The sequence below is a fragment of the Flavobacterium sp. PLA-1-15 genome (assembly GCF_049060005.1).
Lineage (GTDB): Bacteria > Bacteroidota > Bacteroidia > Flavobacteriales > Flavobacteriaceae > Flavobacterium.
The window spans coordinates 25834-52629 of record NZ_JBMGQS010000024.1; the positions used below are offsets into that span (position 1 = coordinate 25834).

Annotated in this window: 24 protein-coding genes; 18 read left to right on the forward strand and 6 right to left on the reverse strand. The window is 35.2% G+C overall.

Annotated features, from left to right (window positions below; all coding sequences use genetic code 11):
• Positions 1-24 precede the first annotated feature (24 nt).
• The 15 genes from asnB to ACI6PS_RS13050 all read left to right on the forward strand — a co-directional run bounded on the left by asnB (position 25) and on the right by ACI6PS_RS13050 (position 17658).
• Complete coding sequence (gene asnB, locus ACI6PS_RS12980; protein WP_421012995.1) at positions 25-1848, forward strand: asparagine synthase (glutamine-hydrolyzing); 1824 nt, start codon at positions 25-27, stop codon at positions 1846-1848.
• Positions 1849-1850: 2 nt separating this feature from the next.
• Entirely contained in the window at positions 1851-2969 is a 1119-nt protein-coding gene (locus ACI6PS_RS12985; protein ID WP_421012996.1) for a glycosyltransferase, read from the forward strand.
• Entirely contained in the window at positions 2966-4039 is a 1074-nt protein-coding gene (locus ACI6PS_RS12990; protein WP_421012997.1) for an acyltransferase family protein, read from the forward strand. The genes ACI6PS_RS12985 and ACI6PS_RS12990 overlap by 4 nt, the downstream gene beginning before the upstream one ends.
• Positions 4026-5420 (forward strand): asparagine synthetase B family protein, encoded by a 1395-nt coding sequence (locus ACI6PS_RS12995; RefSeq protein WP_421012998.1) that lies wholly within the window; start codon positions 4026-4028, stop codon positions 5418-5420. Before ACI6PS_RS12990 ends, ACI6PS_RS12995 begins: the two co-directional genes overlap by 14 nt.
• Positions 5421-5496: 76 nt before the next feature.
• Positions 5497-6315, forward strand: a complete 819-nt coding sequence (locus ACI6PS_RS13000) for a hypothetical protein (protein WP_421012999.1) — start codon at positions 5497-5499, stop codon at positions 6313-6315.
• Complete coding sequence (locus ACI6PS_RS13005; RefSeq protein WP_421013000.1) at positions 6312-7481, forward strand: glycosyltransferase family 4 protein; 1170 nt, start codon at positions 6312-6314, stop codon at positions 7479-7481. The genes ACI6PS_RS13000 and ACI6PS_RS13005 overlap by 4 nt, the downstream gene beginning before the upstream one ends.
• The gene (locus ACI6PS_RS13010; protein ID WP_421013001.1) at positions 7481-8527 is read left to right on the forward strand and encodes an exostosin domain-containing protein; all 1047 of its coding nucleotides are present in this window, start codon (positions 7481-7483) and stop codon (positions 8525-8527) included. The genes ACI6PS_RS13005 and ACI6PS_RS13010 overlap by 1 nt, the downstream gene beginning before the upstream one ends.
• On the forward strand, positions 8517-9836 hold the full coding sequence (locus ACI6PS_RS13015; protein WP_421013002.1) for a glycosyltransferase family 2 protein: 1320 nt from the start codon (positions 8517-8519) through the stop codon (positions 9834-9836). Before ACI6PS_RS13010 ends, ACI6PS_RS13015 begins: the two co-directional genes overlap by 11 nt.
• A gap of 2 nt (positions 9837-9838) precedes the next feature.
• Positions 9839-10825 carry a GNAT family N-acetyltransferase gene (locus ACI6PS_RS13020; RefSeq protein WP_421013003.1) on the forward strand — a complete coding sequence of 329 codons (987 nt, stop codon included), beginning with the start codon at positions 9839-9841 and terminating at the stop codon, positions 10823-10825.
• Positions 10826-10831: 6 nt separating this feature from the next.
• A complete protein-coding gene (locus tag ACI6PS_RS13025) occupies positions 10832-11644 on the forward strand; it encodes a polysaccharide deacetylase family protein (RefSeq protein WP_421013004.1) in 813 nt (270 codons plus the stop codon).
• The gene (locus ACI6PS_RS13030; protein WP_421013005.1) at positions 11641-12729 is read left to right on the forward strand and encodes a glycosyltransferase family 4 protein; all 1089 of its coding nucleotides are present in this window, start codon (positions 11641-11643) and stop codon (positions 12727-12729) included. Before ACI6PS_RS13025 ends, ACI6PS_RS13030 begins: the two co-directional genes overlap by 4 nt.
• Positions 12719-13858 carry a glycosyltransferase family 4 protein gene (locus tag ACI6PS_RS13035; protein WP_421013006.1) on the forward strand — a complete coding sequence of 380 codons (1140 nt, stop codon included), beginning with the start codon at positions 12719-12721 and terminating at the stop codon, positions 13856-13858. The genes ACI6PS_RS13030 and ACI6PS_RS13035 overlap by 11 nt, the downstream gene beginning before the upstream one ends.
• Entirely contained in the window at positions 13855-15219 is a 1365-nt protein-coding gene (locus ACI6PS_RS13040) for an O-antigen ligase family protein (protein ID WP_421013007.1), read from the forward strand. Before ACI6PS_RS13035 ends, ACI6PS_RS13040 begins: the two co-directional genes overlap by 4 nt.
• Entirely contained in the window at positions 15191-16198 is a 1008-nt protein-coding gene (locus ACI6PS_RS13045) for a glycosyltransferase family 4 protein (RefSeq protein ID WP_421013008.1), read from the forward strand. Before ACI6PS_RS13040 ends, ACI6PS_RS13045 begins: the two co-directional genes overlap by 29 nt.
• Before the next feature lie 68 nt (positions 16199-16266).
• Positions 16267-17658 (forward strand): sugar transferase, encoded by a 1392-nt coding sequence (locus ACI6PS_RS13050; RefSeq protein ID WP_421013009.1) that lies wholly within the window; start codon positions 16267-16269, stop codon positions 17656-17658.
• On the opposite strand, the gene ACI6PS_RS13055 is transcribed toward ACI6PS_RS13050, so the two are convergent.
• Together ACI6PS_RS13055 and ACI6PS_RS13060 are read right to left on the reverse strand one after the other, a co-directional pair.
• A complete protein-coding gene (locus ACI6PS_RS13055) occupies positions 17627-18760 on the reverse strand; it encodes a DUF4105 domain-containing protein (protein ID WP_421013010.1) in 1134 nt (377 codons plus the stop codon). The two genes, ACI6PS_RS13050 and ACI6PS_RS13055, sit on opposite strands and share 32 nt — an antisense overlap.
• 76 nt (positions 18761-18836) lie before the next feature.
• On the reverse strand, positions 18837-19820 hold the full coding sequence (locus ACI6PS_RS13060) for a PorV/PorQ family protein (RefSeq protein WP_421013019.1): 984 nt from the start codon (positions 19818-19820) through the stop codon (positions 18837-18839).
• 182 nt (positions 19821-20002) lie between these two features.
• Here ACI6PS_RS13060 and ACI6PS_RS13065 point away from each other — a divergent pair, with 182 nt between their 5' ends.
• A complete protein-coding gene (locus tag ACI6PS_RS13065) occupies positions 20003-20707 on the forward strand; it encodes a CDP-alcohol phosphatidyltransferase family protein (RefSeq protein ID WP_421013011.1) in 705 nt (234 codons plus the stop codon).
• 512 nt (positions 20708-21219) lie between these two features.
• The gene (locus tag ACI6PS_RS13070) at positions 21220-22074 is read left to right on the forward strand and encodes a glycoside hydrolase family 25 protein (RefSeq protein WP_421013012.1); all 855 of its coding nucleotides are present in this window, start codon (positions 21220-21222) and stop codon (positions 22072-22074) included.
• Between the two features lie 357 nt (positions 22075-22431).
• Here ACI6PS_RS13070 and lptB read toward each other — a convergent pair whose 3' ends face one another.
• The 4 genes from lptB to ACI6PS_RS13090 form a co-directional block, all read right to left on the reverse strand.
• Positions 22432-23172: an LPS export ABC transporter ATP-binding protein gene (gene lptB, locus ACI6PS_RS13075; RefSeq protein ID WP_421013013.1), complete on the reverse strand. Its 741-nt coding sequence runs from the start codon at positions 23170-23172 to the stop codon at positions 22432-22434.
• A 95-nt stretch (positions 23173-23267) separates the two neighbouring features.
• Complete coding sequence (locus ACI6PS_RS13080; protein ID WP_421013014.1) at positions 23268-23615, reverse strand: carboxymuconolactone decarboxylase family protein; 348 nt, start codon at positions 23613-23615, stop codon at positions 23268-23270.
• A gap of 6 nt (positions 23616-23621) precedes the next feature.
• The gene (gene tatC / locus ACI6PS_RS13085) at positions 23622-24434 is read right to left on the reverse strand and encodes a twin-arginine translocase subunit TatC (RefSeq protein ID WP_421013015.1); all 813 of its coding nucleotides are present in this window, start codon (positions 24432-24434) and stop codon (positions 23622-23624) included.
• Positions 24434-25399 (reverse strand): KpsF/GutQ family sugar-phosphate isomerase, encoded by a 966-nt coding sequence (locus ACI6PS_RS13090; protein WP_421013016.1) that lies wholly within the window; start codon positions 25397-25399, stop codon positions 24434-24436. The genes tatC and ACI6PS_RS13090 overlap by 1 nt, the downstream gene beginning before the upstream one ends.
• 86 nt (positions 25400-25485) lie before the next feature.
• Here ACI6PS_RS13090 and ACI6PS_RS13095 point away from each other — a divergent pair.
• The coding region (locus ACI6PS_RS13095) for a RecQ family ATP-dependent DNA helicase (RefSeq protein ID WP_421013017.1) at positions 25486-26796 on the forward strand (1311 nt) is incomplete at its 3' end.

Genomic DNA, 26796 nt, shown 5'->3' on the forward strand with positions numbered 1-26796 from the left:
ATTACGATATATCAAAATAGCTTTATGTGTGGATTCCTTGCAGAATATGATGTCACAAGTACTTTAACGGATAAAAAACAATTCGTTGACCTTCTTAATCTATCAAAAAAAAGAGGTCCTGATTCTCAAGGATATTGGTCTTCTGGGAATGTTCAGTTTGGTTTTAATAGATTAGCTATACTCGATTTATCTGATTTAGGAAGCCAGCCAATGTCGAGTCCAAACAATCTTTTTACGGTTGTTTTTAACGGAGAAATCTATAATCATATCCATTTAAGAAAAAAACTCTCTTTTTCTAATTTTAGAGGTAATAGCGATACAGAAACCATAACTGCCTGTCTTGAAGAATGGGGAATCGAAAAAACTATTTCAGAACTAGATGGAATGTTTGCATTAGCAATTTATGATAATCAGCAAAAATCAGTTACTTTAATTCGTGATTTTGCGGGAATAAAACCTCTATTTTATGGTTGGAATGGTCGAATGTTGGTCGCTTCAAGCCAATATGATCAAGTCGTAAGCCATCCCGTCTTTAAAAATACAGGAATAGATCAAAGTGTTTTAAAGCTGTATTTGCAACAGCACTTTGTCCCAGCTCCTTTTGGCTTGTATAATCAAACTCATCAATTACATCCTGGTGAAATGATAACTTTCTATCCAAATGGAGAAAAAAAGCATTTCAGATACTGGGAGCTTTCTGATAGAAGCGAATTTACAATCTCAGATTCAAAAAAAGCAGAACAATATATCTTAGATACCTTGGATTCTTGTGTACAAGATCAAATGCTTTCCGATGTTCCCTTAGGAGCTTTTTTGTCTGGCGGAGTCGATTCGCCTTTGGTTTGTTCGTTAGCAAAAGATTATAATCAAGATATGACGGTTTTCTCAATAGGTTCAGATAGCAAAATTCACGATGAATCAGAAAGAGCCAAACAATTTGCAAATTCTTTGAATCTCAAACAGAATATTTGGAAATTAGATGCTAAAGAAATGACTTCATTTTGGAACGAAGCTACAGCTTCTTTACACGAGCCATTAGCAGACTTTAGCATTTTACCAACTTATTTGGTCTCTAAACTAGCTAAACAAAGTGTAAGTGTAGCTTTGAGTGGTGATGGTGGAGATGAATTGTTTTTTGGTTATGAGCGATTTTGGAGCGTAGGTAAAAATATAAAGTACCAGCATTATCCTTCATTATTCAGAAAAACTATTTATGGATTTGACAAATATGTTTCCAAAAATAAAAAGGTAAACGATGTTTTGCTTTCAGATTCTCAAGCAAGATCCCACGAGAGGCTACATTCTCGATTTAGTGATAAGTGGTTGAACGAAGTTATACCAGATTTGCAGAATATAAGCTTGCCTGGTGAGTGGAATATTTATAATTATCATAATTGTAAAAACGAAAGGGAATTATTAGCTAAAATGAGAAGAGCTGAGTTTTACGGAATGATGCAAAAAACACTTCGTAAAGTAGATTTGGCAAGTATGGAAAATTCTCTAGAGGTACGAGTTCCATTTTTACAGAAAAAGATGATTGAAGCTTCCTTACAAATTGACCCTATGTTGAGCTATGGAAACGGAAATAAAAAGCAAGTTTTAAAGAATATCCTACATACTAAAATTCCTCAAGTTAAAGATGATAATGTTAAACGAGGTTTTTCTATTCCACTTTCAGATTGGATAAGGCAAGATTTGAAAGGTGTTTTTCAAAATACCTTGTTGGAAGGGAATTTATCTGATTTTGGATTTGATAAAAAGGCAATTCAAAAAATGTTGGAAACGCATAATTCTCAACAACAAGATTTGAAGTGGGCTTTGTTTACATTATATAGTTTGGTAAAATAGTTATGAAAAAAATTAAGATACTTTATACTATTCCTAATTTTGATACGGCAGGAAGTGGAAAGGCTCTTTTGAATCTTGCCTTAGGACTTGATAAAGAAAAATTTGAGCCACATATTTTGTGTTTGCACAATAAAGGAGAGTTTTTTAAGACGGTGGAAAAATCGGGAATTCCTGTTTATGTTTTTGATTACATTCCGAAAGAGAGACCCATTTTTCAGATGCTTAAAAATTGCTTTAGAGTATCTAAAAGAATAAAGGAAATAAACCCTGATATAGTTCATAGTTTTCATTACAGCTCTAATTACAGTGAAGCATTGTCTGTAAGGTTGTCAGGAAAAAAATGGGTTTTTACCAAAAAGAATATGAGTTGGGGAGGCTCTTCAAAGAACAGTTGGAAGTTGCGTTCTTTTTTCTCAAATAAAATTATTTTACAAAATTCGGATATGAATAAATTTTATCCGAATTCAAAGAAAACAGCACTAATTCCGAGAGGAGTAAATATTGAAAAGTTTCACTTTTCAGCTCCAAATCCTGAAATCAAATCTTTTATGAGGACAGAAGACAAGCAAAGAGTTCTTATTTGTGTAGCGAACTTTGTCCCTGTAAAAGGAATTGAGATACTTATTAAGGCTTATGATAAGCTAAAAGATGAATATCCTGATTGGAGTTTATGGCTAGTTGGAGACGATAAAAATGAATACGGAATAAAGCTTCATGAATTAGTAAAATCGTTAGAATTAAACACAAGAATTATTTTTTCAGGAAAGCAAATGAATATTGCAGACTACTTGAATCATTCTGAAATATTCGTTTTGCCAACATTGGATGAGGGAAGACGAGAAGGTTCTCCTGTTGCATTGCTCGAAGCCATGGCTAATTCTAAAGTTGTTTTGGGATCTAAGGTCCCGGGTATAAAGGATCAGCTAAATAGTTTTCCGGAACATTTGTTTACTCCAAAAAGGGAAGATGAATTAGCAAAAAAACTTTCTGTTTTCATGAGTCAGGATAAGGATGCATTATCAGAATTAGGAAAGAATTTTTATAATTTAGTTTCCGAAAATTATTCAATCGAAATTGAAATCAAGAAACATGAAGAGTTTTACTTATCTTTTTTCAGATGAAAGCCTTATTAATTAACAGGATTCCCTCTTTAGATGGATTAAGGGCTGTATCCATATTATTAGTCTTGATTGGTCATGCTTTTCATATTAAGTCTCTTGATATTGCAAATTTAGGAGTGAGGATTTTTTTTGTGATTTCCGCTTACTTAATTGTTGGAATTCTATTGAAAGATGTTGAGAGAAAAAAATTTTCGATAAAGGTATTTTATTTTAAAAGATTCACAAGAACTTTCCCTGCGTTTTATGTTTATTTATTGGTACTCTTTTTTGTACTCAAATATTTAGGTCTTTTTGAATGGGAACAATTTTGGAGAGCTCCTGTTTATTTAGAAAATTATCATCCTCGATCACTTTGGAATTCAAATCAGTGGTTTGTAGGACATACTTGGTCTTTGGCTGTAGAGGAACAATTTTATGTATTAGTTGCGCTGCTTTTTTATTTTTTTAATAAAAAGGTTATTAATAAGGGTCAGCTTGTTTATATATTGTTTTGTATTGTTTTTTTAGTTCCAATAATTAGAATTTGTTATTTGTTATTTCCATGGATTCCTGAATTTTTGAGAGGCTCAATCCACAGATCTTTTGAAACGGTAGTAGATTCATTAGCGGTTGGAGGATTAATCGCTATATGTTCTACAAAAATAATTTCTAATAAATTTTACAGAATTATAGAAAATAGAACTTGGATGTTAATTATAATAATTATTCTAATGCAATCATTAAATGGGAAATTTATTGTTGATTTATTTGGATTAAAATCAAAATATTTCTATAATTTATTCGGACTTACGGTACTTAATTTTGCGATTGGAATTTTAATTCTAGTATTGATAAATAATCCCAAGAGAGCCTTGTTTTCTCGTTTTCTTAATCTACCGTTTATGGTAAAAATAGGATTATGGAGTTACTCAATTTATTTATGGCAACAGGTATGGTTATATTCTTGGGATATTCCATTAGTCTTTAAAATATTAGGTATTTTTGTTTGTTCAATTATTTCTTATTACTTGGTTGAAATTAAATTTTTATCATGGAGAGATAATATTTTAAAAAAAAATGAGAGAAATTAAAACCAATATAATTCCTTCAAAAGTAAATTTCGTAGGAGTACAAAAAACACTCGATCTAAAAGCAATTTGTGTTTTTTCAGCTCTAGGGTTTTTTCTTGACGATGATTCGTATTTTACGGAACAAAAAGCACTTAAACCTGCTACAAACTATACTTTTGATGATCAAAACAATATCACTTCGAGAAAAGAATATTTCAAATGGAACTATAGCCCGATAGAGCGTTCTCTAAAAACTATAACAGAAGAGTTTGCTACATTGTTTGAAACAATTTTAAAAGAGCAATCGCATAACAAGAAAGTAATCTTGGCCTTGTCCGGTGGATTAGATAGTAGAACCCAAGCTTGTGGTCTTGGTAGTATCGGTGCAGATGTAAACTCGTATAGTTATAGCTTTTCGGGGGGACACGACGAGACACTTTACTCTAAAAAGATAGCAGAAGTTTTTGGGTTTCCTTTTAATAGATGGGAAATCCCTAATGGTTATTTATGGGGGAAAATAGAACAATTAGCACAAATAAATGGTTGCTATTCTGACTTTACACACCCTAGGCAAATGGCTTTTATAGAAAAATATGCCTCTATGGGAGATGTTTTTTCTCTCGGACATTGGGGAGATGTGCTTTTTGATGATATGGGGGTTACTGAAGATTTATCTTTAGAGCAGCAAGTAGAAGTCCTATTTAAAAAAGTCGTTAAAAAGGGAGGTCTGGAATTAGCAAATTCTCTTTGGAAAGAATGGAATATTGAAGGAAGTTTTAAGGAATATCTATATGAAAGGCTAAAAACGTTACTTACTAAAATCAACATTCCAGAAAGTGCTAATGCGCAAATTAGGGCTTTCAAAAGTTTATATTGGGCTCCTAGATGGACAAGTGTAAATCTTTCGGTTTTTGAAAATGAAAAGCCAATAGAGCTTCCGTATTATGACAACAGGATGTGTGAATTTATTTGCTCTGTGCCTGAGAAATATTTAGCAGGAAGACAAATTCAGATTGAATACATAAAAATGAGAAATCAGAAATTAGCTGCGATTACTTGGCAAAGTCAAAAGCCTTTTAATTTGTACAATTATCAGATGAATAAGTCACCCTATAATTTGCCATATAGAGTACTGGATAAAGCGAAAAGAGTTGTAAGTCCAAAAAAAATTATCCAACGAAACTGGGAATTACAATTTTTAGGCGATGAAAATGAAAAGCACCTAAAAAAATGGCTGTTTGATAATATGGAAATGAATGAAGTAATTCCAAAAGAATTATCTTTGGATTTTTATAATAAATTCCAAGATACAGACGCTGTTTATTATTCACATTCAGTTAGCATGCTTTTGACCTTGTCTTTGTTTTTTAGAACATCACCCAATGATTCATTTTCTTTATAATTTTTACTTAACTCAAAAGAACGTAAACAATAAAAACAGATTGTTTCAAGGGGTTTATTGGAGTAATTATAGGTTCTTGAAAAAAGCTCTGCATAAATATTATAAAGAATTATCTATTCAAAAATTACATGTTGATCCAAATAGTCAAGTTGTTGTTAGTTTGACATCATTTCCTGCACGAATAAATACGGTTCATCTTACAATAAAAAGTATTATGAATCAAACTTGCAAACCCCAAAGGGTTGTCCTTTGGTTAGCTGAAGAGCAATTCCCTGATCAAGAGCAAGGTCTTCCAAAACAATTATTGGAACTAAAAGAAAAAGGTTTAGAAATAGAGTTTTGTGAGGATTTAAGGCCTCATAAAAAGTATTTCTATACGTTTCGTAAATTTCCAAATAATTCGATTGTAACGATCGATGATGATATTTTTTATCCAATAGATACTTTAGAAAAATTATTTGCCCTGAATCAAAAAGAGCCTAATTGTATTATTGCCAATAGAGTACGTGAAATTGGCTTTGAAGAAAGAAGCTTAACCGCCTACAGGGATTGGAAGATCAATCAGGTTTATAATTCCGAGCCCTCTAAGAGACTATTCCCTACTGGTGTTGGAGGTATTTTATACAAACCAAGTTTTTTTGATGATGGTCTCTTTAATGTTGAAAATATAAAAAAAATATGCTTAAATGCAGATGATGTTTGGTTAAAAGCAAATTCTTTAAAAAATAATATTCCTGTTGTTTTTACCAACTACTATTTTTATCCATTTATAGAGATTCCAAATTCTCAAGAGAGTAGCTTGTATTCGATTAATGTATTTGCAAAAGATAACGATAAACAAATCCAGGAAGTTTTTGATTTTTTTGGTATAACAATAAATCATTTCAAGAGATGAGAATAGGGCTAGTCTTACCGGACATTCCAGTTTATTCCGAAACTTTTTTTAAGAATAAAATTCTTGGCTTGAAGGAAAAAGGATATGAAGTTATTTTGTTTGTAAACAATTCAAAATCTGAAAATGATTATTTGAATTGTAAAATTGTAAAAGCACCAAGTCTTGGGGAAAATAAACTTAAAACTATAATTAATGGTTTTCTTCAGCTTCTAAAAATCACTTTTATAAATCCGAAAAAGAGTTTCTTGTTGTTCAAGCTCAATAAAAGAGACGGTACTGCATTCCGAAAAAACATAAAGCAAATTATTTCCAATCAATTCCTGCTTTCAGAAAGGTTGGATTGGTTGCATTTTGGCTTTGGTACTATGGCACTCGGCAGAGAAAATATAGCTGTTGCAATCGGAGCGAAAATGGCAGTTAGCTTTAGGGGTTACGATTATTACGTTTATCCAATAAACAATAAAAACTGTTATTCGCTATTGTTTTCGAAAGAAGTAAAATATCACGTACTTTCCTATTCAATGAAAAAGGGTTTGATTCAAGAAGGGGTCAATGCTGAAAGTATTATAAGGATAACCCCAGCTATTGATACAAATCTGTTTAACATTTCTGAAAGAAAATCCGAAAATCCTATCTTACAAATAAAAACGGTTTCAAGACTGCATCCGATTAAGGGACTTGATGGCATTATCGAAGCTTTAGCCCTGTTAAAAAACGAAAGTATCATGTTTCACTTCTCTGTTATTGGAGATGGAGCAGAAAAAGAGCAATTAAAATCTGCGGTTTACCGGCTAGGACTCAGTGAAAATGTTAGCTTTTTAGGGAAACTTTCTCAAGAAAGATTAAAGGAGGAACTATCAAATACAGATGTTTATTTGCAATATAGTATTCAGGAAGGATTTTGTAATGCTGTTCTTGAAGCCCAAGCTATGGGGCTTTTATGCATTGTTTCTGATGCAGAAGGATTGAGTGAAAATGTTCTTGATAATCAAACTGGCTGGGTTGTTCCTAAAAAAAGACCTGATCTATTGGCTTTAAAAATAAAAGAAGTAATTCATTTAGAGTTTTCAAAAAAAGAAATAATAAAGAGAGATGCTATTAAGAGAGTATTATGGGAGTTTAATTTAGAAAAACAAAAACAAGCGTTTTTAGAATTTTATAAATAATGAAAATATACATTCCGCATATTGACTTTGTAACAATAAATAGAAAGAGTATTTTTATTCTTGCTCGACCTTTTTGGTCAGACATTGGTTGGACAAATACAGCTTCTGAAAAACAACTTTGGAATATTTCTGAAGATCATTCTTATACAGAAGATATCTCAAAAGCCGAAGTATATTTTATTCCGAAGCCGGTAAATTCATATTCCAAGATTGACCTTGAAAGCATAAATGCTATTTGTTCGAAATTTAACATTAAAGCTTATGGGTATATATCTGGAGATTTCGGCGAAGATTTCGGGAGATTTCAAAATATATATTTTTTCAGAATGGGAGGCTTTAAAATGCAACTTTCACAAAACAACAAAGGATTTCCAGTTGCGCTTTCTGATCATTTTCAGAGAATTTATAAGGAAAAAGAAATAGATGTTAGGGCAAAGCAATTTATTCCTACTGTTGGGTTTTGTGGACATTCGGATTTATCACAGATAAAGAGATTGAAAGAGTATGCGAAATTCTTAAAAGAAAATCTTAAGCGTTTTTTGAAACGACCATTCAGAGAAGACTATGAATCACTTTTTGCTTCTGCTTTTCAAAGAGCCAAACTATTGAAGTCTTTTGAAAATTCTGATAAAATTATAACGAATTTTATTTATCGTAAGCATTATCGTGCGGGTGCAATCTCAAAAGAAGAAAGGGAAAAAACCACTTTAGAATATTACGATAACATTAAAAATTCGGATTATGTGCTTTGTGTTAGAGGAGCAGGTAATTTTTCCGTACGTTTGTATGAAACCCTTATGATGGGGAGAATTCCCATTTTTATCAATACCGATTGTTTGCTACCCTTTGAAGATAAAATCCAGTGGGATAAACATATTCTTTGGATTGAATGGGAGAATAGAAAAAATGTAGCCGAACTCGTCGCAGATTTTCATCAAAAAATATCCGAAAAGGATTTTGAAATGATGCAATTAGAAAATAGAAAGCTATGGAAAGAAGGATTGTCTGTTGGGAATATTCTGAATATAATAAAAGATGGTATTTAATTTTTTACGATACATAAAGCCTACTTGGTATTTTAATCTTAAGCCGGCTAAAGATTTTAATTATTTTCCTAGTAGAGAAAGTATTGCAGCAGCTGGACTTGAATTGGAATATGATTCGGGCTATGTAAGCGTGGCCTCTCAAGAAAGAGATTTGGCTTGGCGTGCATTCCAAATGGGATTTATTTCCAATACGGAAACTTTGGGACTGGATGTTTGGCAGGACATAAAATTGCCAATTCAAGACGAATACCGTTTTTTTAGAAAGAACTTTCATAAAGCATGGGTCTATTATGTGTTAATATTTCGGCTATTCACTTTTAAAAATCCGTTTATAGAATTAGCTTCGTTTGTAAAGACAAGAAATATTAAGCGAGTAGATTACGCAAAAGATCATTTTCAATATCCCAGTTACGAGAAATTTGAAAGCCAATTGCTGTTGCAGCAACCATTTGTTTCTGTTATTATTCCAACATTGAATAGGTATGATTATCTCAAGGATGTTTTTAAAGACTTAGAACATCAAACGTATCAAAATTTTGAAGTTATAGTGGTTGATCAAACCGATGCTTTTAGAGCAGATTTTTATAAAGGCTGGAATTTAGATTTACATTTTTGGTTTCAAGAAGAAAAAGCACTTTGGAGGGCGAGAAATGAAGCTGTAGAATCGGCTAAAGGGGAGTATATTTTGCTTTATGATGACGATTCTCTAGTTGAAAATGATTGGATTGAACAGCATCTTAAAACGTTGGATTTTTTTAATGCCGATTTGTCTTCAGGCGTTTCCATTAGTACCGTTGGAGCAGAAGTTCCTGCTCATTACCGCTATTTTAGATGGAGTGATCAGCTTGATACCGGCAATGTTCTGCTCAAAAAAGATATTTTTAAGGAAATTGGTTTATTCGATCGTCAGTTTGAAAAACAACGAATGGGGGATGGAGAGTATGGATTAAGATGTTATTTAAGCGGATATAAAAACATTTCAAATTATAAGGCCAAAAGAGTTCATTTAAAAGTGAGTCAAGGAGGATTAAGACAAATGGGTAGCTGGGATGGCTGGAGGCCAAAAAAAATTCTCGGCCCTAGACCAGTCCCTAGTGTTTTATATCTTTCAAGAAAATATTTTGGCACTATGTTATCGGTTTATTATATTCTTCATTCGATATTGCCGTCATTAGTACCCTATCAATTCAAGAAGAGTAAATCCTTGAAGATTTTAACTTTTTTATTATTACCATTTCTATTTCCTTTGGTAATGTTTCAGGTTTTTAAATCGTGGCGGATGTCTAGTTTAATGCTTCTAAAAAAATAATCATGATAGAAATTAAATACTATTCGGAACAATATGAAACTTTTCATGCGGAATTTGCTAAAAAATATTGGAAAAAGGAAAGACGTTTTATACCTGAATATATTTATTGGAAGTTTCGAGGGAGTCAAGAAAAGGAATTAAAGTCTTTTATTCTGGCGATTGAAGGTGAAAAGGTTATAGGTCAATTCGGTTTGATTCCCTGTGAGGTTCTTATTGATGATGAATTAATTGAAGGACAATGGGCTTGTGATTTAATGGTAGATTCAGACTATAGAGGAAAAGGAGTAGCGGAAAAGTTGTATGATTTTGCTCATCAAAATAAAGCAATAACTTTGGGAAGTGATCCTAGTCCTGCAGCTGAAAAGTCAATGTTAAAAAAGGGTTATCTCTCTTTGGAAGGGCCTAGGAAATTTGTTTTTCCTGTTAAAATTGGAGAAATATTTAAATTGAAAGGAATAAATAATAGTTTTCTCAATAGATTGCCCAACCCTTTTCTTGTTGTCTTGTTTTTTATAAAAAACTCTGACTACAAGCTGATCAATCAGCGGGAATATTCGGAATTGAATCATTATCGTGTTAGAGAGCAACTCTATTGTAATCACGATAGCAGTTACTATAATTGGAGGTTTTCTGCATTTAAACCATACTACCAGGGTATTGAATGTTATCAAAAAGATGATTTTAATTTTTTCTCAGGATATTTCATCAATGGTCTTTATTTTCTAACAGATTTTAGAGCTAACAGTTTAGGTTCTTTCTTGAGAATGATTTCATTTATTTATTTTAAATATAGGAAATCGGATATTGCTCGCATAAAGTTTGTTTCTATGGAAGACTCTAAGATAAATCGTAAATTACCATTTCTTGGTTTTGTTTTATTTAGAACTCTTACGAAAGTCATAATGTTCACGAAGGATGAAAAGATTAAAAGGTCCATAAACAAGAAAAAATTCTACTATACACTGCATGATTCAGATGAAAATATTTAATGCGAAATGAAGAAAATAATTTTAATTTGGGATTTTGATGGTCCTATTGGTCAGGTGAATTCAAGCTATCCGTATAATTTTAATTTTGAAAATATTGAAAAAGAAATTCAAAATGTTAAATGGTTAATTGGTTTTTTGAAAGAGAAGAATATAAAGTGTTGTTTTGCAATAACTGGATTTTCTGCAGAACAAGGCCCTTACCCATTTTGTTTTCCAGACTTTATAAAAGAGATTGCTCTAAAGGGTCATGAAATAGCATCCCACAGTTGGAAGCATGAATGGATGCCAATTTTTAAAGAAGATCAGATGCAAAAAAGTTTACAAAGGAGTAAAAAATCTTTAGAAAGCTGCATAATGAAAGAAAATGCAGTCGTTGGATTTGTACCTCCCCATAACCGTCCCATGACATGGTTCCGACGAGGCGCTTTTAGTTTAGGAGATCGCGGAATCTGGCCTTTTTTTAAAATGGGTGACAATCAGAATGTATTGAGATTACTAAAAAAAAATAATTATAAATGGGTCCGAGTTTCCTATAAGAATTTATTTATGATGTTAGGTTTTCAGAAAAAAAACAAGACAGGACGTATATTTACGAAAGATGGGCTTTTAATTCTTGAAAATCATTATACTGGTTTTGATGAGGATGTAATTAATCATATCCTAACCACAAATTATGAAACATACACCATAAGTGCACATCCATTTATGCTTAGTTTGGAAAATAAAAAAGAGTCCAAGAAAAATTTTTTAAATTTTATAGAAAGATTAACCACTTCTGATCAATCTATATCATTTGTACTCCCTTCTGAATTATCATGATAAAAGATAAACTGTTACTTATCACTTCTGAATTTCCTCCACAACCTGGAGGTATAGGTAATCATGCATTTTTTTTGTCAAAATATTTACAAAAAAAAGGTTTTGAAGTTTCAATTTTAAGTGATTTTAGAAATGAAAATGAAGATTTGGCATTTGATGCTCAACAATGTTTTGCTATTCATCGGATCAAGAGAAATAAATTTACACAATTCTATAGATTCAAGAAAGCCCAATTACTGGTAAAGCAAAATCAAATAATTATTTGTTCTGGTAAATTTTCTTTATGGATGGGCGCTTTACTCAATAGTTTTTTTTGCAAAAAGAAATTTATTGCTGTGCTCCATGGTTCAGAGCTTAGAGCTGGAAATAAAGCCCAACAAGCGCTTACAAAATGGAGTCTAAGTAGATTTGCTACTCTTATTGCTGTTTCTGAATTTACTAAACAATATGCTCTCTCAGTTGATCCAAACCTTTCAATAGAAGTAATCAACAATGGTTTTGAAATTAGTCAATTTGAAAATGAATTGAAAGAAAAATCAAATAAACTAAATTTGGTAACCGTTGGTAATCTTACGTTTAGGAAAGGGCAACAAAATGTGATTAAAGCTTTACCCTTTTTAAAAGAACAGTTTCCTGAAATTCATTATCACTGTATTGGCATTCCAACAGAAATAGAAAAATTTTCTGCATTAGCTCAATCTTTAGGAGTTTTTGATTGTATTACATTTTATGGAATTTTATCGGATGCAGAACGAAATGCTGTTCTCAAAAAGGCAACAATTTTCTTAATGTTAAGCCAGCATGTAAAAAATGATTTCGAAGGCTTTGGTATTGCCGTTTTAGAAGCAAATTCTTTGGGAATTCCCGCAATTGGTTCTAGAGATTCAGGAATTGCCGATGCTATAAAAACCAATTATTCAGGTGTTTTAGTGAATCAGAATGATCCTAACGAGGTATTGAATGCTGTAACGGAAATTATGAAGAATTATTACTCATATAGCGTTCAAGCCCAAGAATGGAGTACGCATTTCGATTGGAGCTACATTATTAAATACTATTTAAAAATAATAAAACATGAAGCGTAAAAAACTTCTTATTGTATCTCATACCGAACATTATATAAATCAAAATCAAGAAATTGTTGGTTGGGGTCCTACTATCAATGAAGTTAATTTTTTGTCTGATTTTTGGGATGAAGTGGTTCATATAGGTTGTCTATATAAGGATTTTGCTCCGAAAAGCGCATTACCATATTCTAAAAATACAATTAAGTATGTTCCAATTCCTCCTTATGGTGGCAAAACTTTATTGTCAAAATTGATGGTTTTTGTTAAAATTCCCAAGATCATCTTTCAAGTAGTTCGTAATTTAAATGGCGCTACGGAAGTACAATTACGGCTCCCTACTAGTATGGGCCTTTTTTTACTACCATTATTTAGCTTTATATTGCCAAGAAAATATACACTATGGGTTAAATACGCTGGTAATTGGGGAGCAGAGCAACCACCACTATCCTATCGTATTCAGCGTTGGTGGCTTAAAAAAAATTTGATGAATTGCAAAGTGACGCTTAACGGCTTCTGGCCGGATCAAGAAGGGCATTGCTATTCATTCGAAAATCCTTGCCTTGTAAAAGAGGATATTGAAATAGGTGAGATTATTGCTCAAAAAAAGGATTTTACGGAAGATTTTGTACTTACTTTTGTAGGACGATTGGAGGATGAAAAAGGGGTGGCAAAAATTATTGAATCTATAAGTACTATTTCTACAGATAAAATAAATAAAATTCATTTTATAGGAGATGGGCCTAAACGGGTACTATATGAACAACAAGCTTCTTTTTTGAAAGATAAAGTTGTATTTCATGGCTTTTTATCTAAAAATGATTTGCAACCAATCCTAGCCGATAGTCATTTTTATCTTTTGCCTTCCGAATCAGAGGGTTTTCCAAAGACAATAGCCGAAGCCGCATGTTATGGAGTACTACCAATCGTATCCGATGTTGGAAGTATTTCACATTATATAGGATCTCAAAATGGTTATTTGTGGATGAGAAATGAGAACGTATCTTATGGAGAAATATTAGAAAAAGCTCTTTTGGAATCGGAAAAAAAATTAAAAGAGAAATCTTGTGAGCTAAGAATTTTAAGCGAAAAATTTACTTTTACAGCTTATTTGGAGAAATTAAATACCTATATTTTAAGTAATCGATGAATAGTAGAATACTAAATACTAATAATAGTAAAGATTTTTATCTATTCCTTTTGCTTTTGCATGCTTTGCTAGGTTTTTCTGCTTATCTATTCAAACCCATAGCTATTCTTTACGCTGTAGGGATAGGAATGATAGGTTGCTTCTATATAATAAAGAATAAGAATCAAGATAATGAAGCACTGTATTGGTGTGCCTATGTGGTGTGTGCTGAAGTTTTTTTGAGGATGACCAAAGGTAATATTGGGAATGAATACGGGAAATATGTTGTAATAGTGTTTGTTCTTATAGGAATGTATTACAAAGGTTTTTCTAAAAACGCAATTCCAATATGGTCTTATTTATTATTATTACTTCCAGGCGTAATATATTCTTTTATAGTTTTAAACTATGAAACAGATGTCAGAAAAGCTATTATGTTTAATATTAGTGGTCCTCTTTGCTTGGCCTTATCTTCTATTTATTGCTATCAAAGAGTAGTGACAGCTTCACAAATGGATAAGCTGTTTCGGATGATGTCTTATCCTATTACGACCATGTTTGCCTATCTTTACTTTTTCACACCTAATATACAAGAAGCTGTAATAAGCACTGCATCAAATTCGGCTACATCTGGAGGGTTTGGTCCAAATCAGGTTTCAACGATGTTGGGATTTGCCATGTTTGTTTTCTTCGTAAGAACTATTTTATACTCTAAAAATATATATTTATTAGCTCTTAACGGTTTTTTACTGTTTTTTGCACTGTTTAGAGGACTAATAACCTTTTCACGTGGAGGTGTTATTACTGGAGGTGTTATGATTGTGATTTTATTGATAAAATTGTTTATCATTGGAAATGTTACAGTTAAATTTAAGCTGTTAATTGTTTCTGGGATTGCTATTTTAGGTTTAATAGGTATATGGGGATATAGCTTGTATCAAACAAAGGGATTGATTGAGAATCGTTATACTAATGAAGATGCTTTGGGAAGAGAAAAAGAAAGTGTTCTTTCTGGACGTGAAGTTCTTATGGAGGCTGAATTGCAAATGTTTTTTGATAATCCCATTTTTGGGATAGGCGTTGGAAAGAACAAGGAGTATCGTAAAGAGCTTACAGGAATTGAAGGAGCGTCGCATAATGAGATTACAAGAATGCTTGCTGAACATGGTTCTTTGGGTATAATGGCTTTGTTAATATTATTGGCAACACCACTCCTTTTGTCCTTTAACAACACACAGCATCTCTATTTGTTTTCGTTCTTTATATTTTGGCTCTTGACCATTAATCATGCATCAATGCGATTGGCAGCGCCTGCCTTTATTTATGCCTTATCACTTTTAAAAGTTGTACCGTTTGAAGAACCTGCTCTACATAGGAAATAAGTTGTCTGGTCATGGCGTATCTGTTACTACTATAGAAACCTTGGGTGTTTTATTGGAGGAAGAAGGCTTTGCTCTGCATTATGCATCGTCGAAAAAAAATATGGCTTTTCGGATGCTGGATATGATCTGGAGCGTATTGAAATTTCGAAGTAAGACGCATTTTATATTGATTGATACATACAGTACTTCAAGTTTTTGGTATGCGTTTTTGACTAGTCAATTGGCTAGGATTTTAAAAATCAAGTACATTCCGATATTGCATGGAGGTAATCTGCCTCAGAGATTGAAAAATAATCCTCGACTTTGTAAAATGCTTTTTGGTAATGCCTATAAAAATGTTGCACCATCCGGATATTTACTGCACCATTTTGAATTGAGTGGTTTTAACAATGCCATTTATATTCCTAATACCCTTGAGATCGATAACTATTCTTATAAGGAGCAGAAAGTAGTTTTTCCACATTTGCTTTGGGTCAGATCCTTTGCAAAAATTTATAATCCCAATATGACTATTGAGGTTTTCAAGCTTATAAAAGAAAAATATCCAGAAGCAACCTTGTGTATGGTAGGGCCAGATAAAGATGGATCTTTGGCAGATGCAAAGCTTTTGGCGCAGGCCTATCAACTGGATGTTGTTTTTACAGGAAAACTTTCCAAAAAAGAATGGATAGAATTATCAGAAAATTATAACCTCTTCATTAGTACAACTCATTTTGATAATACCCCGGTGAGTGTCATGGAAGCAATGGCTTTGGGTTTGCCAGTAATCAGTACTAATGTTGGCGGTATTCCCTATTTGCTTAATGACGGAGTGGATGCTCTATTGGTTGCAGATGGTGCTATAGACGAAATGGTTGACGCTATCGATCGATTGTGTCAGGACGAGGGTTTGGCTAAAAACATAAGCCACAAAGCACGATTAAAGGTAGAAAGCTTTGATTGGAATGTTGTAAAGCATAGTTGGAAAAATGTTTTATAAATAATTTTGTTTTAAACGCTATTTTGGAAAAAAATGTTAAATTCGTGCTTTCAAAAGACATACCCCATATGTTACCCTCTAAAACAATTCATTTTGAGATTTCTGAACGGAAAATACTCTTAAGGTTATTTGATGTATTGACCGTTCTGTGTTCACTTTCATTTGTAGGACACACTTTCGATTTTCATTATTTTAGGATAACTGATGCCAGTTTTTATTGGACTATAGTCTTGGCTTTGTATCTTAATGTTTTAGGGACCGTTTTTGAGATGTACAGCCTGCAAGTTGCCAGCAGTCAATTGCAAATTATTAAGAGTATATTGCTCACTTCCTGTACGACGGTACTTTTCTTTTTACTAACTCCAATATTTACACCGACTTTACCGTCTAATCGATTACAAATTGTCTATTTCTTTTTATCCATAGCTATTTCGCTACTTGTATGGAGGCTTTTTTACCAAAAATTCTTAGCATCACAAAGGTTTGTAAAAAAAGTAATCATCGTATGCGATCAAAATCAGCTAGAAGAATTGACAACGTCGTTGGAAAAAGCAGATCCTCACTATAAGGTTGTAGGCTTTATTGATACAGACTCCCAAAATGGAGCAGATATAGTTTCGTCAATCAGATTGGTTGGGATGCAGGATTTAGAGTCTTTTATTGGAAGTAATGGCGTGTCAGAAATTGTAGTTGCTTCGCAGAAGACAGATGGAATTACAGTGGATTTATACAATAATTTATTGACATTGTTGGAAAAAGGAATAGGTATCAGAGCCTATAATCAGGTTTATGAAGCTATTACGCATCGCATTCCGATCCAGCATTTCGATAAGGATTTTTATCGCTATTTTCCTTTTAGTAGAAGCAACCACAACCGACTGTATCTACTGGTCATAAAAATTTTCGAAGTTGTTTTTTCAACTATTGGATTGCTTGCGGGATTGCTCATCTTGCCTTTTGTAGTAATTGGTAATCTTATAGGTAATCGGGGATCACTTTTTTATATGCAAACCAGAATTGGTAGAAATGGAGTGCCTTTCGAAATATACAAGTTCAGGACAATGGTCAAGAATGCAGAACGTGACGGAATTAAATTTGCAACTCAAGGCGATGCAAGAATCACACCTTTTGGTAGGATTTTAAGAAAAACAAGGATTGACGAAGTGCCTCAATTTATCAACATCCTAAAAGGAGATATGAGTTTTATTGGGCCACGACCAGAACGCCCTTATTTTGTAAAGGAGCTTGCTGCCATGATGCCTTTTTATGAAACACGTCACGTCATAAAACCTGGACTTACAGGTTGGGCTCAGGTGAATTACTCTTATGGAGAGAGCATTGAGGAAAGCCTCATCAAGCTGCAGTATGACTTGTATTACATAAAGCACCGAAGCATTTTCCTCGATCTGAATATCATCATCAAAACGTTTAGTACGGTCTTGTTCTACCGCGGCCAATAGAAAATCTTTTGGGAGCAATCAATCGGAACAATAGAATGGCCGCTGTAATTACAATAGGCGCCACGATAAAAAGATGTACCTTGTTGAGCATGTACACCATATAAATTCCTAAGAATACCAGGCAAACGGAAGACAATCTCTTGATCCACTTTTCGTTATTTGTTGCCATAAAATAAAGCAACAATAAAAACAGCGGATTGAAAAGCAATACATTATAATTCCACAATACTTCCTGGTGCAACGAGTAAAGCCCTATCAGCGAAAACAATAAACCGATTGCTCCTAAAATCAGGAAAAACGTCATCTGCATTGCTTTTTTCTTGATCACTACAAAAAGCAACAATACCACAATCAGCGAATAGATACTGTCCAGAAAAGAAAAAGCCGAAGGCCTGTTGGCTTCAAAAATTACATTTGTTTCCGTTACCAGCGGTTTGTTTTTATAAGAAGTAGTTTTTAGGTTTTCAAATAAATCTAGAGGCAAAAACATAATCGTAGCCTGATCATCAACGCGGTGTCCGAAGATAATATTGATGCCCAGTTTCTGATAAAAATGATTTTCAACATATGGAAACAATACATCCCTGTATGTTTTCGAATCGATGTTTTTCTTCACGATAGGCTTTCCTTCCAGCACTTCGTTCACAATATCAATCACTTTTGTCGTGCAATTTCGGTCAATAAATTTATAGGTGTAATATTTATCGTCGGAGGATAACGAAACATCCAATTTGTTAATAAGCGCTTCCTTTTCTGCATTTGATAAATTCAAAACCTGTTCATAAATTGACCTGTTCTCGAACCTGTAGCTGTATTCGAAATCATCATACGGATATGCTGCAGCATAATACTGCAAATCGCCTTTTACAAACTTGAACATAAAATTTGGCGTACTAAAGTCAAACATACCATAGTTGTACACCAAATCAATATTCTTAGAATCATCCTTGATGCGTAAAGCAGTATGACCGTAAAGCGAGTGCGAAGCATCCGCAGTTCCCACCGTCAGGATACTTACAATAGTATTGTCCGAAACCAATGATTGCGCAAAATTTATCTGAAAGCTTATTAAACAGAGGAAGATGAGTATTCTTTTTATCATTACATGGAAGATTTTAGATTGAAGATTAACGATTTTTGATTTCAGATTTTTTCTAAAACCAGTAGACAGCTATATATCACCTGAATATCCCCAAATCCACCTTAACAGAGAAAACATTTGAATAAAGTGCGGCACTTTGATCGCCCAAATCCGTCAGAGCATAATCAATCTGGATGCCTTTGTATTTGAATCCAAGGCCAATATTCGGCTGAAAGTTCACTTTTTCGCTACCGTCCAATTGCATTACGTTTTGGAAATTCCCCACGCCAGCTCTCACAAAAACCAAATCAATATAGCCTACTTCAAAACCCAGAGCAGGATCAATACTCACCGCCTTGGTAGAGATAATATCATTCGTCTGTTCAAAACGCATGTTCAAATTCGTAGCCGCCAAAAGCGTCATCTCATTATGAAATTCAAATTTCTTCGAAATTCCCAGTTGCGCCTTCGGCAATGTAATCTCCGTGCTTTCCGGCGGTTCTTGGTTCTCACCCGGAATCGCATTCGCTATCTTTTGATATTCCTCTTCGTCAATATTCCAAATATTATAGGTAGTCGTAATATCGCGCAACATCAACCCCACATGCCAATCGTCACGTTCAAATTGCAGTCCGAAATCAAAACCAAATCCCCATGAATTTGCAAATTTACCAATCACACGGCGAATCACCTTTGCATTCACACCATACTGAAATCCCGGAACCGGCAACCTTCTCGCATACGAAAAAGTAAAACCATAATCCGCCGCAGAGAAAAGGCTGATCCTGTTGTAGTCAATATTTCCATCACCGTCAATCAGCTGGGTCGTGTTCATAATATCGTCCACCCCAAACCGAATCATCGAAATTCCCCAAGCGCTCCTGTCGTCAATCGGTTTCGCATACGCCGCATAGTCATATTGCGCAATATTTGCAAAGTAGCTCGCGTGCATCAACGCCACCTGTCCGTCTTCAAGATTTACCAATCCAGCCGGATTCCAATACCCCGAATTCACATCATTCGTACTTGCCACCACCGCGTTCGACATACCCAAAGCGGCCGCATCAACACCAATGTTCATGAATTCGTTAGAGTATTTTCTAACTGCCTGACTGTAAGTAAGTGAATAGGTTAAAAGGAAAGCAAAGAATGCGGTTTTTTTCAACGTCTTTAATTTTTGCAAATATCAACTAAAAATCTCTAATAAAAAACGCACTTCTCTTTAACTTATTGTGCTAAATTTGTTTTTCAAAAATTATCAAAATGAACATCAAATCACATATCCCAAATAGCATCACCCTCCTCAATTTGTTCTCCGGTTGCATCGCCCTTGTCTTTGCCTTCAACAAACAATTCGAGATGGCGTTTTTCTTCGTTTCTCTAGGGATATTCCTTGATTTTTTCGATGGTTTTTTTGCCCGAATGTTTAATGTTTCAAGCGAGCTAGGGCTCCAGCTCGATTCCCTTGCAGATATGGTTACGAGTGGTCTCGTTCCCGGACTCATCATGTTCCAAATGATGTCTGCTTCAACCTCAGTACCCGAATGGTTTCCTTACCTGGGCTTCATCATCACCCTCGGTTCCTGCTACCGACTCGCTAATTTCAACATCGACACCCGTCAAACCGACTCCTTCATAGGCCTACCAACACCCGCCAATGCCTTGGTAATACTAAGCTTGCCACTCGTTTTGCAAAACACCGAATCATTAATCATGGTCGAAGTACTAACCAATCAATGGGTACTCCTCCTCATCACCCTTTTCAGTGCCTATATCCTAAACGCCGAAATTCCGTTGTTCTCTTTGAAAATAAAGCAATTTACCTTCGCCAAATACAAACTCCAAGTGTTCTTCCTTGCCGTTTCCATTCTCCTGCTCGTGTTTTTCCAATTCCTCGGAATTCCACTTCTAATATTCACCTATATCCTGCTTTCCATCATCAACAATAAAAAGAAAAAGAGCGTATAGTTTTTTAGGAGCAAATCGTTAGGGCTAAGAATAAAACCATATTCCCGCTTTCCGTTCCAATCTTTTTGTTTTTAAAGAAAAAACAAAGAGGATTTCCACTTCAATCGGGGCTAGAAGAAATCCTTGAAGCGCCCACGATGCTGTTCCGTTTCAGCCACAGATACACAGATTTATAAGTTCAACCGTAAATGTTCAACTGCTGTTCAATATTTTAGATATTACGGTTGAATAAAATTCGTGCATCCGTGGCAAAGAAAACCGAATCCAAAGCATCCAAATCTGTGAATTTTAGTATCCTAGAATTAAATATAAAATCTGTGCATCCGTGGCAAAAGAAAACCGAATGCGAAGCATTCAAATCTGTGGAATTTAAATATCCCAGAATTAAATGTAAAATCTGTGCATCAGTGGCTAGAAAAGACGAAGTTAAGTTCAAAATCCATTTTCGGCATTTCAATTTTCTAATCTTTAAGTCTTTAAATCTCTATATCTTTATATCCTAAAAACGGTATATGAAAAAACCAGCACCAAGAAAGAAACCCGCCCCAAGAAGAAAACCCAAAAAGAAATCCTCCTGGCTAAGAAGCACCATCATCATCGTTTCAATTCTATTGGTCATCACTGCTATTGGCTATCATTACCGCAACGGACTGGCCTATTATCTCGGCTATAAAACCGACAAGATCATCAAGCAAGAAGCCGAGCAAAAACGACTCTCAGACGTCCGAAATTTCCAAATCCTCTCCAAACACCAAGGCAAGATAGCCGGAATCGACGTGTCCGAATACCAAGGCAACATCCTCTGGGATTCAGTAAAAAACATCGAAGGTACTTTTCCCATCCAATTCATAATCGTCCGCTCCACCGCTGGCAAGAACCGTGTCGATGCCAAATTCCACCAAAACTGGAAAGCCATCAAGAACCAAAAAATCATCCGTGGTGCTTATCACTACTACCGTCCCAACGAAAATTCCTTGGAACAGGCCGAGCTCTTCATCAAAACCGTAAAACTCAAAAAAGGCGATTTGCCTCCGATATTGGATATCGAAAAACTGCCCAAAAATCAATCCATCGACAGTTTAAAGGTGGGTCTCAAGCGCTGGCTCAAAAGGGTAGAAGAACATTATGGCGAAAAGCCCATCATCTATTCCGGCGAAAGCTACTATAGCGACTTCCTCGAAGAAGAATTTGCCGACTACAATTTCTGGATTGCCAACTACAATTTCTTCGTCGAAAACATAAAAGACGACTGGCTGATATGGCAATTCACCGAAAAAGGCACCATTCCCGGCATCAAAGGCAACGTCGATGTCAACATCTTCAATGGCAACCTTCAGCAATTAAAATTCCAGACCATAGGCAATTAGTAATCAGTCTAAGTGTGCGCTGTTGGAAAGCCAAAAAAGCAAGGCTGTCACAAAAAAAGTACGGCGGATACTCAAAAAGCTCGGCGGATACTCAAAAAGCTCGGCCGAAACGCAAAAGAGGTCGGCTGATGTCCAAAAAGGTCGGCGGAAATGTAAAAAAGGTCGGCGGAAACGCAAAAGAGGTCGGCGAAAACTCAAAAAAGGTTGGCTGATGTCCAAAAACGAAGGCTGTCTCCGAAAAAGTATGGCAAAAATTGAAAAGTAGTAGGAAATAAATACCTACTAAATATAAAAAACCGGAAAAGAACTTTTAAAGTACTTTTCCGGTTTCTGATTTATAAACGCTAATTTCTATTTTTAAAACTCCAATTTCTTTTTCCTCAACTCAAAATTCTGACCAAGATATACCCTTCTTACCATCTCGTCCTGTACCAATTCCTCCGGAACACCAGCCTTCAAGATACCACCCTCAAACATCAGATACGTCTTGTCTGTAATCGCCAAAGTCTCCTGAACGTTGTGGTCGGTAATCAAAATCCCAATATTTTTGTTCTTCAATTGCGCTACAATCCTTTGGATGTCTTCCACCGCAACCGGGTCAACCCCTGCAAATGGCTCATCCAACAGGATAAATTTGGGATCCGTTGCCAAGGCACGTGCAATCTCAGTTCTACGTCGCTCTCCACCCGAAAGTAAATCCCCTCTGTTGGTTCTGATGTGTTGCAAACTGAATTCATCAATCAACGATTCCATCTTTGCCACTTGTTCCGCCTTCGAAAGTTTCGTCAATTGCAGTACACTCAAGATGTTATCTTCAATACTCAACTTCCTAAAAACCGAAGCTTCCTGTGCCAAATAACCAATTCCGTGTTGGGCACGCTTGTACATCGGGAAATCGGTGATGTTCATGTCGTCCAAATAGATGTTCCCTGCATTTGGCTTCACCAAACCTACAATCATATAAAAGGAAGTGGTTTTCCCGGCACCATTCGGACCCAAAAGCCCCACAATTTCGCCTTGATTCACTTCCACAGAAATCCCCTTCACGACACTTCTGCCTTTATATGTTTTGATTAGATTGTCGGCTCTTAATATCATTTTATATTTTATTCGTTGATTTGGTTATTCATTGCCCGTCGGTAATTCGATACAAATTAACAAATTAACGCATTACCAAATACACCTTTTAACAATTATTTGTTCTCTTCCAATGCTTCCCAGAATTCATACGCCCTTCTCAAGTGAGGTACTACAATCGTACCGCCAACTAAAGTTGCAATTCCCATCGCTTCCATCATTTCTTCTTTGGTAACGCCTTCTTTATAGCTGGTTTCCAAATGGTATTTCACACAATCGTCGCATCTTAAAACTGCAGAAGCCACAAGTCCTAGAAGTTCTTTGGTTTTAACATCCAAAGCACCTTCGGCATAAGCATTCGTATCTAAATTAAAAATTCGCTTGACGATCTTGTTATTGTCAGCAAGCAATTTCTCATTCATTTTCGCGCGGTAATCATTAAATTCTTTTACTAAATCTGACATAATATATTAAGTTGTTTGTTTGTCTTTTTTCGATACAAATAAGGCAATGAAGATGCTTACTTCGTATAAAATCCATAACGGAATCGTCACAATAATCTGACTGATGACATCTGGAGGTGTAACAATTGCGGCGATAATCAAGATGATTACGATGGCATATCTTCTGTAATCTCGAAGGAATTTGGCGGTTACCAGTCCCATTTTGGCAAGGAAAAAGATTACAATCGGAAGTTCAAAGACCAATCCTGTTGCGAGCGAAGTCGTTTTTACCAATCCAATATAGGAATCAATATCAATCTGGTTTTCTACCTGCGTACTGATGGTAAGGTTGGCCAGGAAATTTATAGAAAGTGGTGTCAATATAAAATAACCAAACGCCACTCCAAGGAAAAACAGAAAAGAGGCAATGGCAATGAAATACTTGATGTTTTTCTTTTCCTTTTCATATAAAGCGGGGCTTACGAATTTCCATAATTCCCATAGTATAAAAGGAAACGAAATAATAAATCCGGCAGTTATCGAAGTCCAAATCAGCATAGAAAACTGTCCTTCCATGGTACGGTTCTGTAATTGAAAAGGAAGTTCTTCTAGGCAGAAACTTTTGTCCAGGTCGTATTGTGTTGCCAATTCACAGAACCAGCGGTAGGTGATGAAATTGCCATCTTTAGGTCCGAAAATAATGACATCAAAAATAAAATCACTGAAATTGTAGGCAACAGTTGCCCCAATCAAAATCGCAATCGTACTTCTGATCAATACCCATCTCAATACTTCGAGATGGTCGAGGAAAGACATTTCCCTTTGGTTCTTTTTTGCCATTATACGATGCCTTCCTTTAAAATGTCGTGCAAATGCAACACGCCTTTGTATTCTTCACCATCCACAACGATCAGTTGCGTAATAGAGAAATCTTCCAATATATTCAGAGCGTCCACCACCATATCGGTCGATTTAATCACTTTTGGATTTTTGGTCATAATATCTTTTGCTGTCAAATCCGCGAAAGTATCACGTTCGTTGAGCATTCTTCGGATATCACCATCGGTAATAATTCCGATAACCTTATTGTCTTCTACAACCGCAGTCACACCAAGACGTTTTTCTGAGATTTCGAAAATAGCCTGTTTGATAGAAGCATCGGCATTGACCATTGGTTTCAGTGTATGTTCGAGCATGTCTTTTACGCGAAGCAATAATTTCTTACCCAAAGCACCACCTGGATGGTATTTTGCAAAATCATCACTCTTGAAATCACGCATTTCCATCAAGCAAACCGCCAAAGCATCGCCCATGACCAGTTGTGCGGTGGTGCTGTTTGTTGGTGCTAAATTTATAGGACAAGCCTCAGTTTCAACCGTAGTATTCAATATATAATCGGAACCTTTTGCCAAAAAAGATGTGATATTTCCAGTCATCCCGATTAAAGTATTGCCAAAACGTTTTAAAATCGGAACCAAAACTTTGATTTCGGGGCTGTTACCGCTTTTTGAAATACAAATTACGACATCTCCAGGTTGCACCATTCCCAAATCGCCGTGAATGGCTTCTGAAGCATGCAGGAACATCGATGGCGTTCCGGTAGAATTCATAGTAGCCACAATTTTTTGAGCAATTATGGCGCTCTTGCCGATTCCAGTGACTATCAGACGGCCTTTTGCGTTGAAAATTATCTCGGCAGTATTCACAAAATTGTCGTCAAGAAAATCGATGAGTTTTATAATGGCTTCACTTTCAGAGAGAATGGTTTTTTTGGCTATTGCCAATATATTTTCTTTTGCTATCAAAACAGAAATTGTATAAAATTTGTTGTTATAAAAGAAAGTTGTATCTTTATGTGGTGCAAATTTATGTAAAATACCCTAAATAAAGAATGAATTCAAACGAAATTGACATCCACAAAGAGTTAAAAAAGTATTTCGGTTTTAGCCAATTTAAAGGATTGCAAGAGCAGGTCGTCAAAAGCATAATCACAAATAATAACACATTTGTCATCATGCCAACAGGTGGAGGTAAATCCCTTTGCTATCAATTGCCTGCATTAATTAAAGAAGGAACAGCGATTGTTGTTTCCCCTCTGATTGCCTTGATGAAAAATCAAGTGGATGCGATTAGAAGTTTGTCTTCTGAGAATGGAATTGCTCACGTTTTGAATTCCTCTTTGACCAAAACGGAAATTGCACAGGTTAAAAAAGACATTACTTCTGGAATTACGAAACTATTATACGTTGCTCCTGAGTCCCTTACGAAAGAAGAATATGTGCTGTTTCTTAAAAACGTACCTATTTCATTTGTAGCCATTGACGAAGCACACTGTATTTCTGAATGGGGGCATGATTTCAGACCTGAATATAGAAATTTACGACATATTATCAAGCAGTTGGGCGACGTTCCCATTATCGGCTTGACCGCTACTGCTACTCCAAAAGTGCAGGAAGACATCTTGAAAAACCTCGATATGTCGGATGCCAATACCTTCAAAGCATCTTTTAACAGACCTAATTTATATTATGAAGTTCGTACCAAAACTAAAAATGTGGAGTCGGACATTATTCGTTTTATAAAGCAACACAAAGGGAAATCGGGGATTATTTATTGCTTGAGCCGTAAAAAAGTGGAAGCGATTGCCCAAGTTTTACAGGTAAACGGAATCAGTGCCGTGCCTTATCATGCAGGTTTGGATGCGAAAACAAGAGCCAAACACCAAGATATGTTCCTGATGGAAGATGTTGAGGTTGTGGTGGCAACAATCGCCTTCGGAATGGGAATCGACAAGCCGGATGTTCGTTTTGTCATCCACCACGATATTCCAAAATCATTGGAAAGTTACTATCAGGAAACGGGTAGGGCAGGACGTGACGGCGGAGAAGGACATTGCCTTGCGTATTATTCCTATAAAGATGTAGAAAAACTGGAGAAATTCATGTCTGGAAAACCCGTTGCCGAGCAGGAAATTGGTTTTGCCTTGTTGCAGGAAGTTGTGGCTTATGCCGAAACTTCGATGTCGAGACGAAAATTTCTTCTGCATTATTTCGGTGAAGAATTTGACAGCGAAACAGGCGAAGGTGCTGATATGGACGACAATATCCGCAATCCGAAAGCCAAGGTTGAAGCCAAAGACCAAGTGGTTAAATTGCTCCAAGTGGTTCGCGATACCAAGCATTTGTACAAATCAAAAGAAATT

Coding starts and splice junctions, on each gene's coding strand:
- asnB (WP_421012995.1), top strand. CDS start 25: ATGTGTGGATTCCTTGCAGAATATGATGTCACAAGTACTTTAACGGAT.
- ACI6PS_RS12985 (WP_421012996.1), top strand. CDS start 1,851: ATGAAAAAAATTAAGATACTTTATACTATTCCTAATTTTGATACGGCA.
- ACI6PS_RS12990 (WP_421012997.1), top strand. CDS start 2,966: ATGAAAGCCTTATTAATTAACAGGATTCCCTCTTTAGATGGATTAAGG.
- ACI6PS_RS12995 (WP_421012998.1), top strand. CDS start 4,026: ATGAGAGAAATTAAAACCAATATAATTCCTTCAAAAGTAAATTTCGTA.
- ACI6PS_RS13005 (WP_421013000.1), top strand. CDS start 6,312: ATGAGAATAGGGCTAGTCTTACCGGACATTCCAGTTTATTCCGAAACT.
- ACI6PS_RS13010 (WP_421013001.1), top strand. CDS start 7,481: ATGAAAATATACATTCCGCATATTGACTTTGTAACAATAAATAGAAAG.
- ACI6PS_RS13015 (WP_421013002.1), top strand. CDS start 8,517: ATGGTATTTAATTTTTTACGATACATAAAGCCTACTTGGTATTTTAAT.
- ACI6PS_RS13020 (WP_421013003.1), top strand. CDS start 9,839: ATGATAGAAATTAAATACTATTCGGAACAATATGAAACTTTTCATGCG.
- ACI6PS_RS13025 (WP_421013004.1), top strand. CDS start 10,832: ATGAAGAAAATAATTTTAATTTGGGATTTTGATGGTCCTATTGGTCAG.
- ACI6PS_RS13030 (WP_421013005.1), top strand. CDS start 11,641: ATGATAAAAGATAAACTGTTACTTATCACTTCTGAATTTCCTCCACAA.
- ACI6PS_RS13035 (WP_421013006.1), top strand. CDS start 12,719: ATGAAGCGTAAAAAACTTCTTATTGTATCTCATACCGAACATTATATA.
- ACI6PS_RS13040 (WP_421013007.1), top strand. CDS start 13,855: ATGAATAGTAGAATACTAAATACTAATAATAGTAAAGATTTTTATCTA.
- ACI6PS_RS13050 (WP_421013009.1), top strand. CDS start 16,267: ATGTTACCCTCTAAAACAATTCATTTTGAGATTTCTGAACGGAAAATA.
- ACI6PS_RS13055 (WP_421013010.1), bottom strand. CDS start 18,760: ATGATAAAAAGAATACTCATCTTCCTCTGTTTAATAAGCTTTCAGATA.
- ACI6PS_RS13060 (WP_421013019.1), bottom strand. CDS start 19,820: ATGAACATTGGTGTTGATGCGGCCGCTTTGGGTATGTCGAACGCGGTG.
- ACI6PS_RS13065 (WP_421013011.1), top strand. CDS start 20,003: ATGAACATCAAATCACATATCCCAAATAGCATCACCCTCCTCAATTTG.
- ACI6PS_RS13070 (WP_421013012.1), top strand. CDS start 21,220: ATGAAAAAACCAGCACCAAGAAAGAAACCCGCCCCAAGAAGAAAACCC.
- lptB (WP_421013013.1), bottom strand. CDS start 23,172: ATGATATTAAGAGCCGACAATCTAATCAAAACATATAAAGGCAGAAGT.
- ACI6PS_RS13080 (WP_421013014.1), bottom strand. CDS start 23,615: ATGTCAGATTTAGTAAAAGAATTTAATGATTACCGCGCGAAAATGAAT.
- tatC (WP_421013015.1), bottom strand. CDS start 24,434: ATGGCAAAAAAGAACCAAAGGGAAATGTCTTTCCTCGACCATCTCGAA.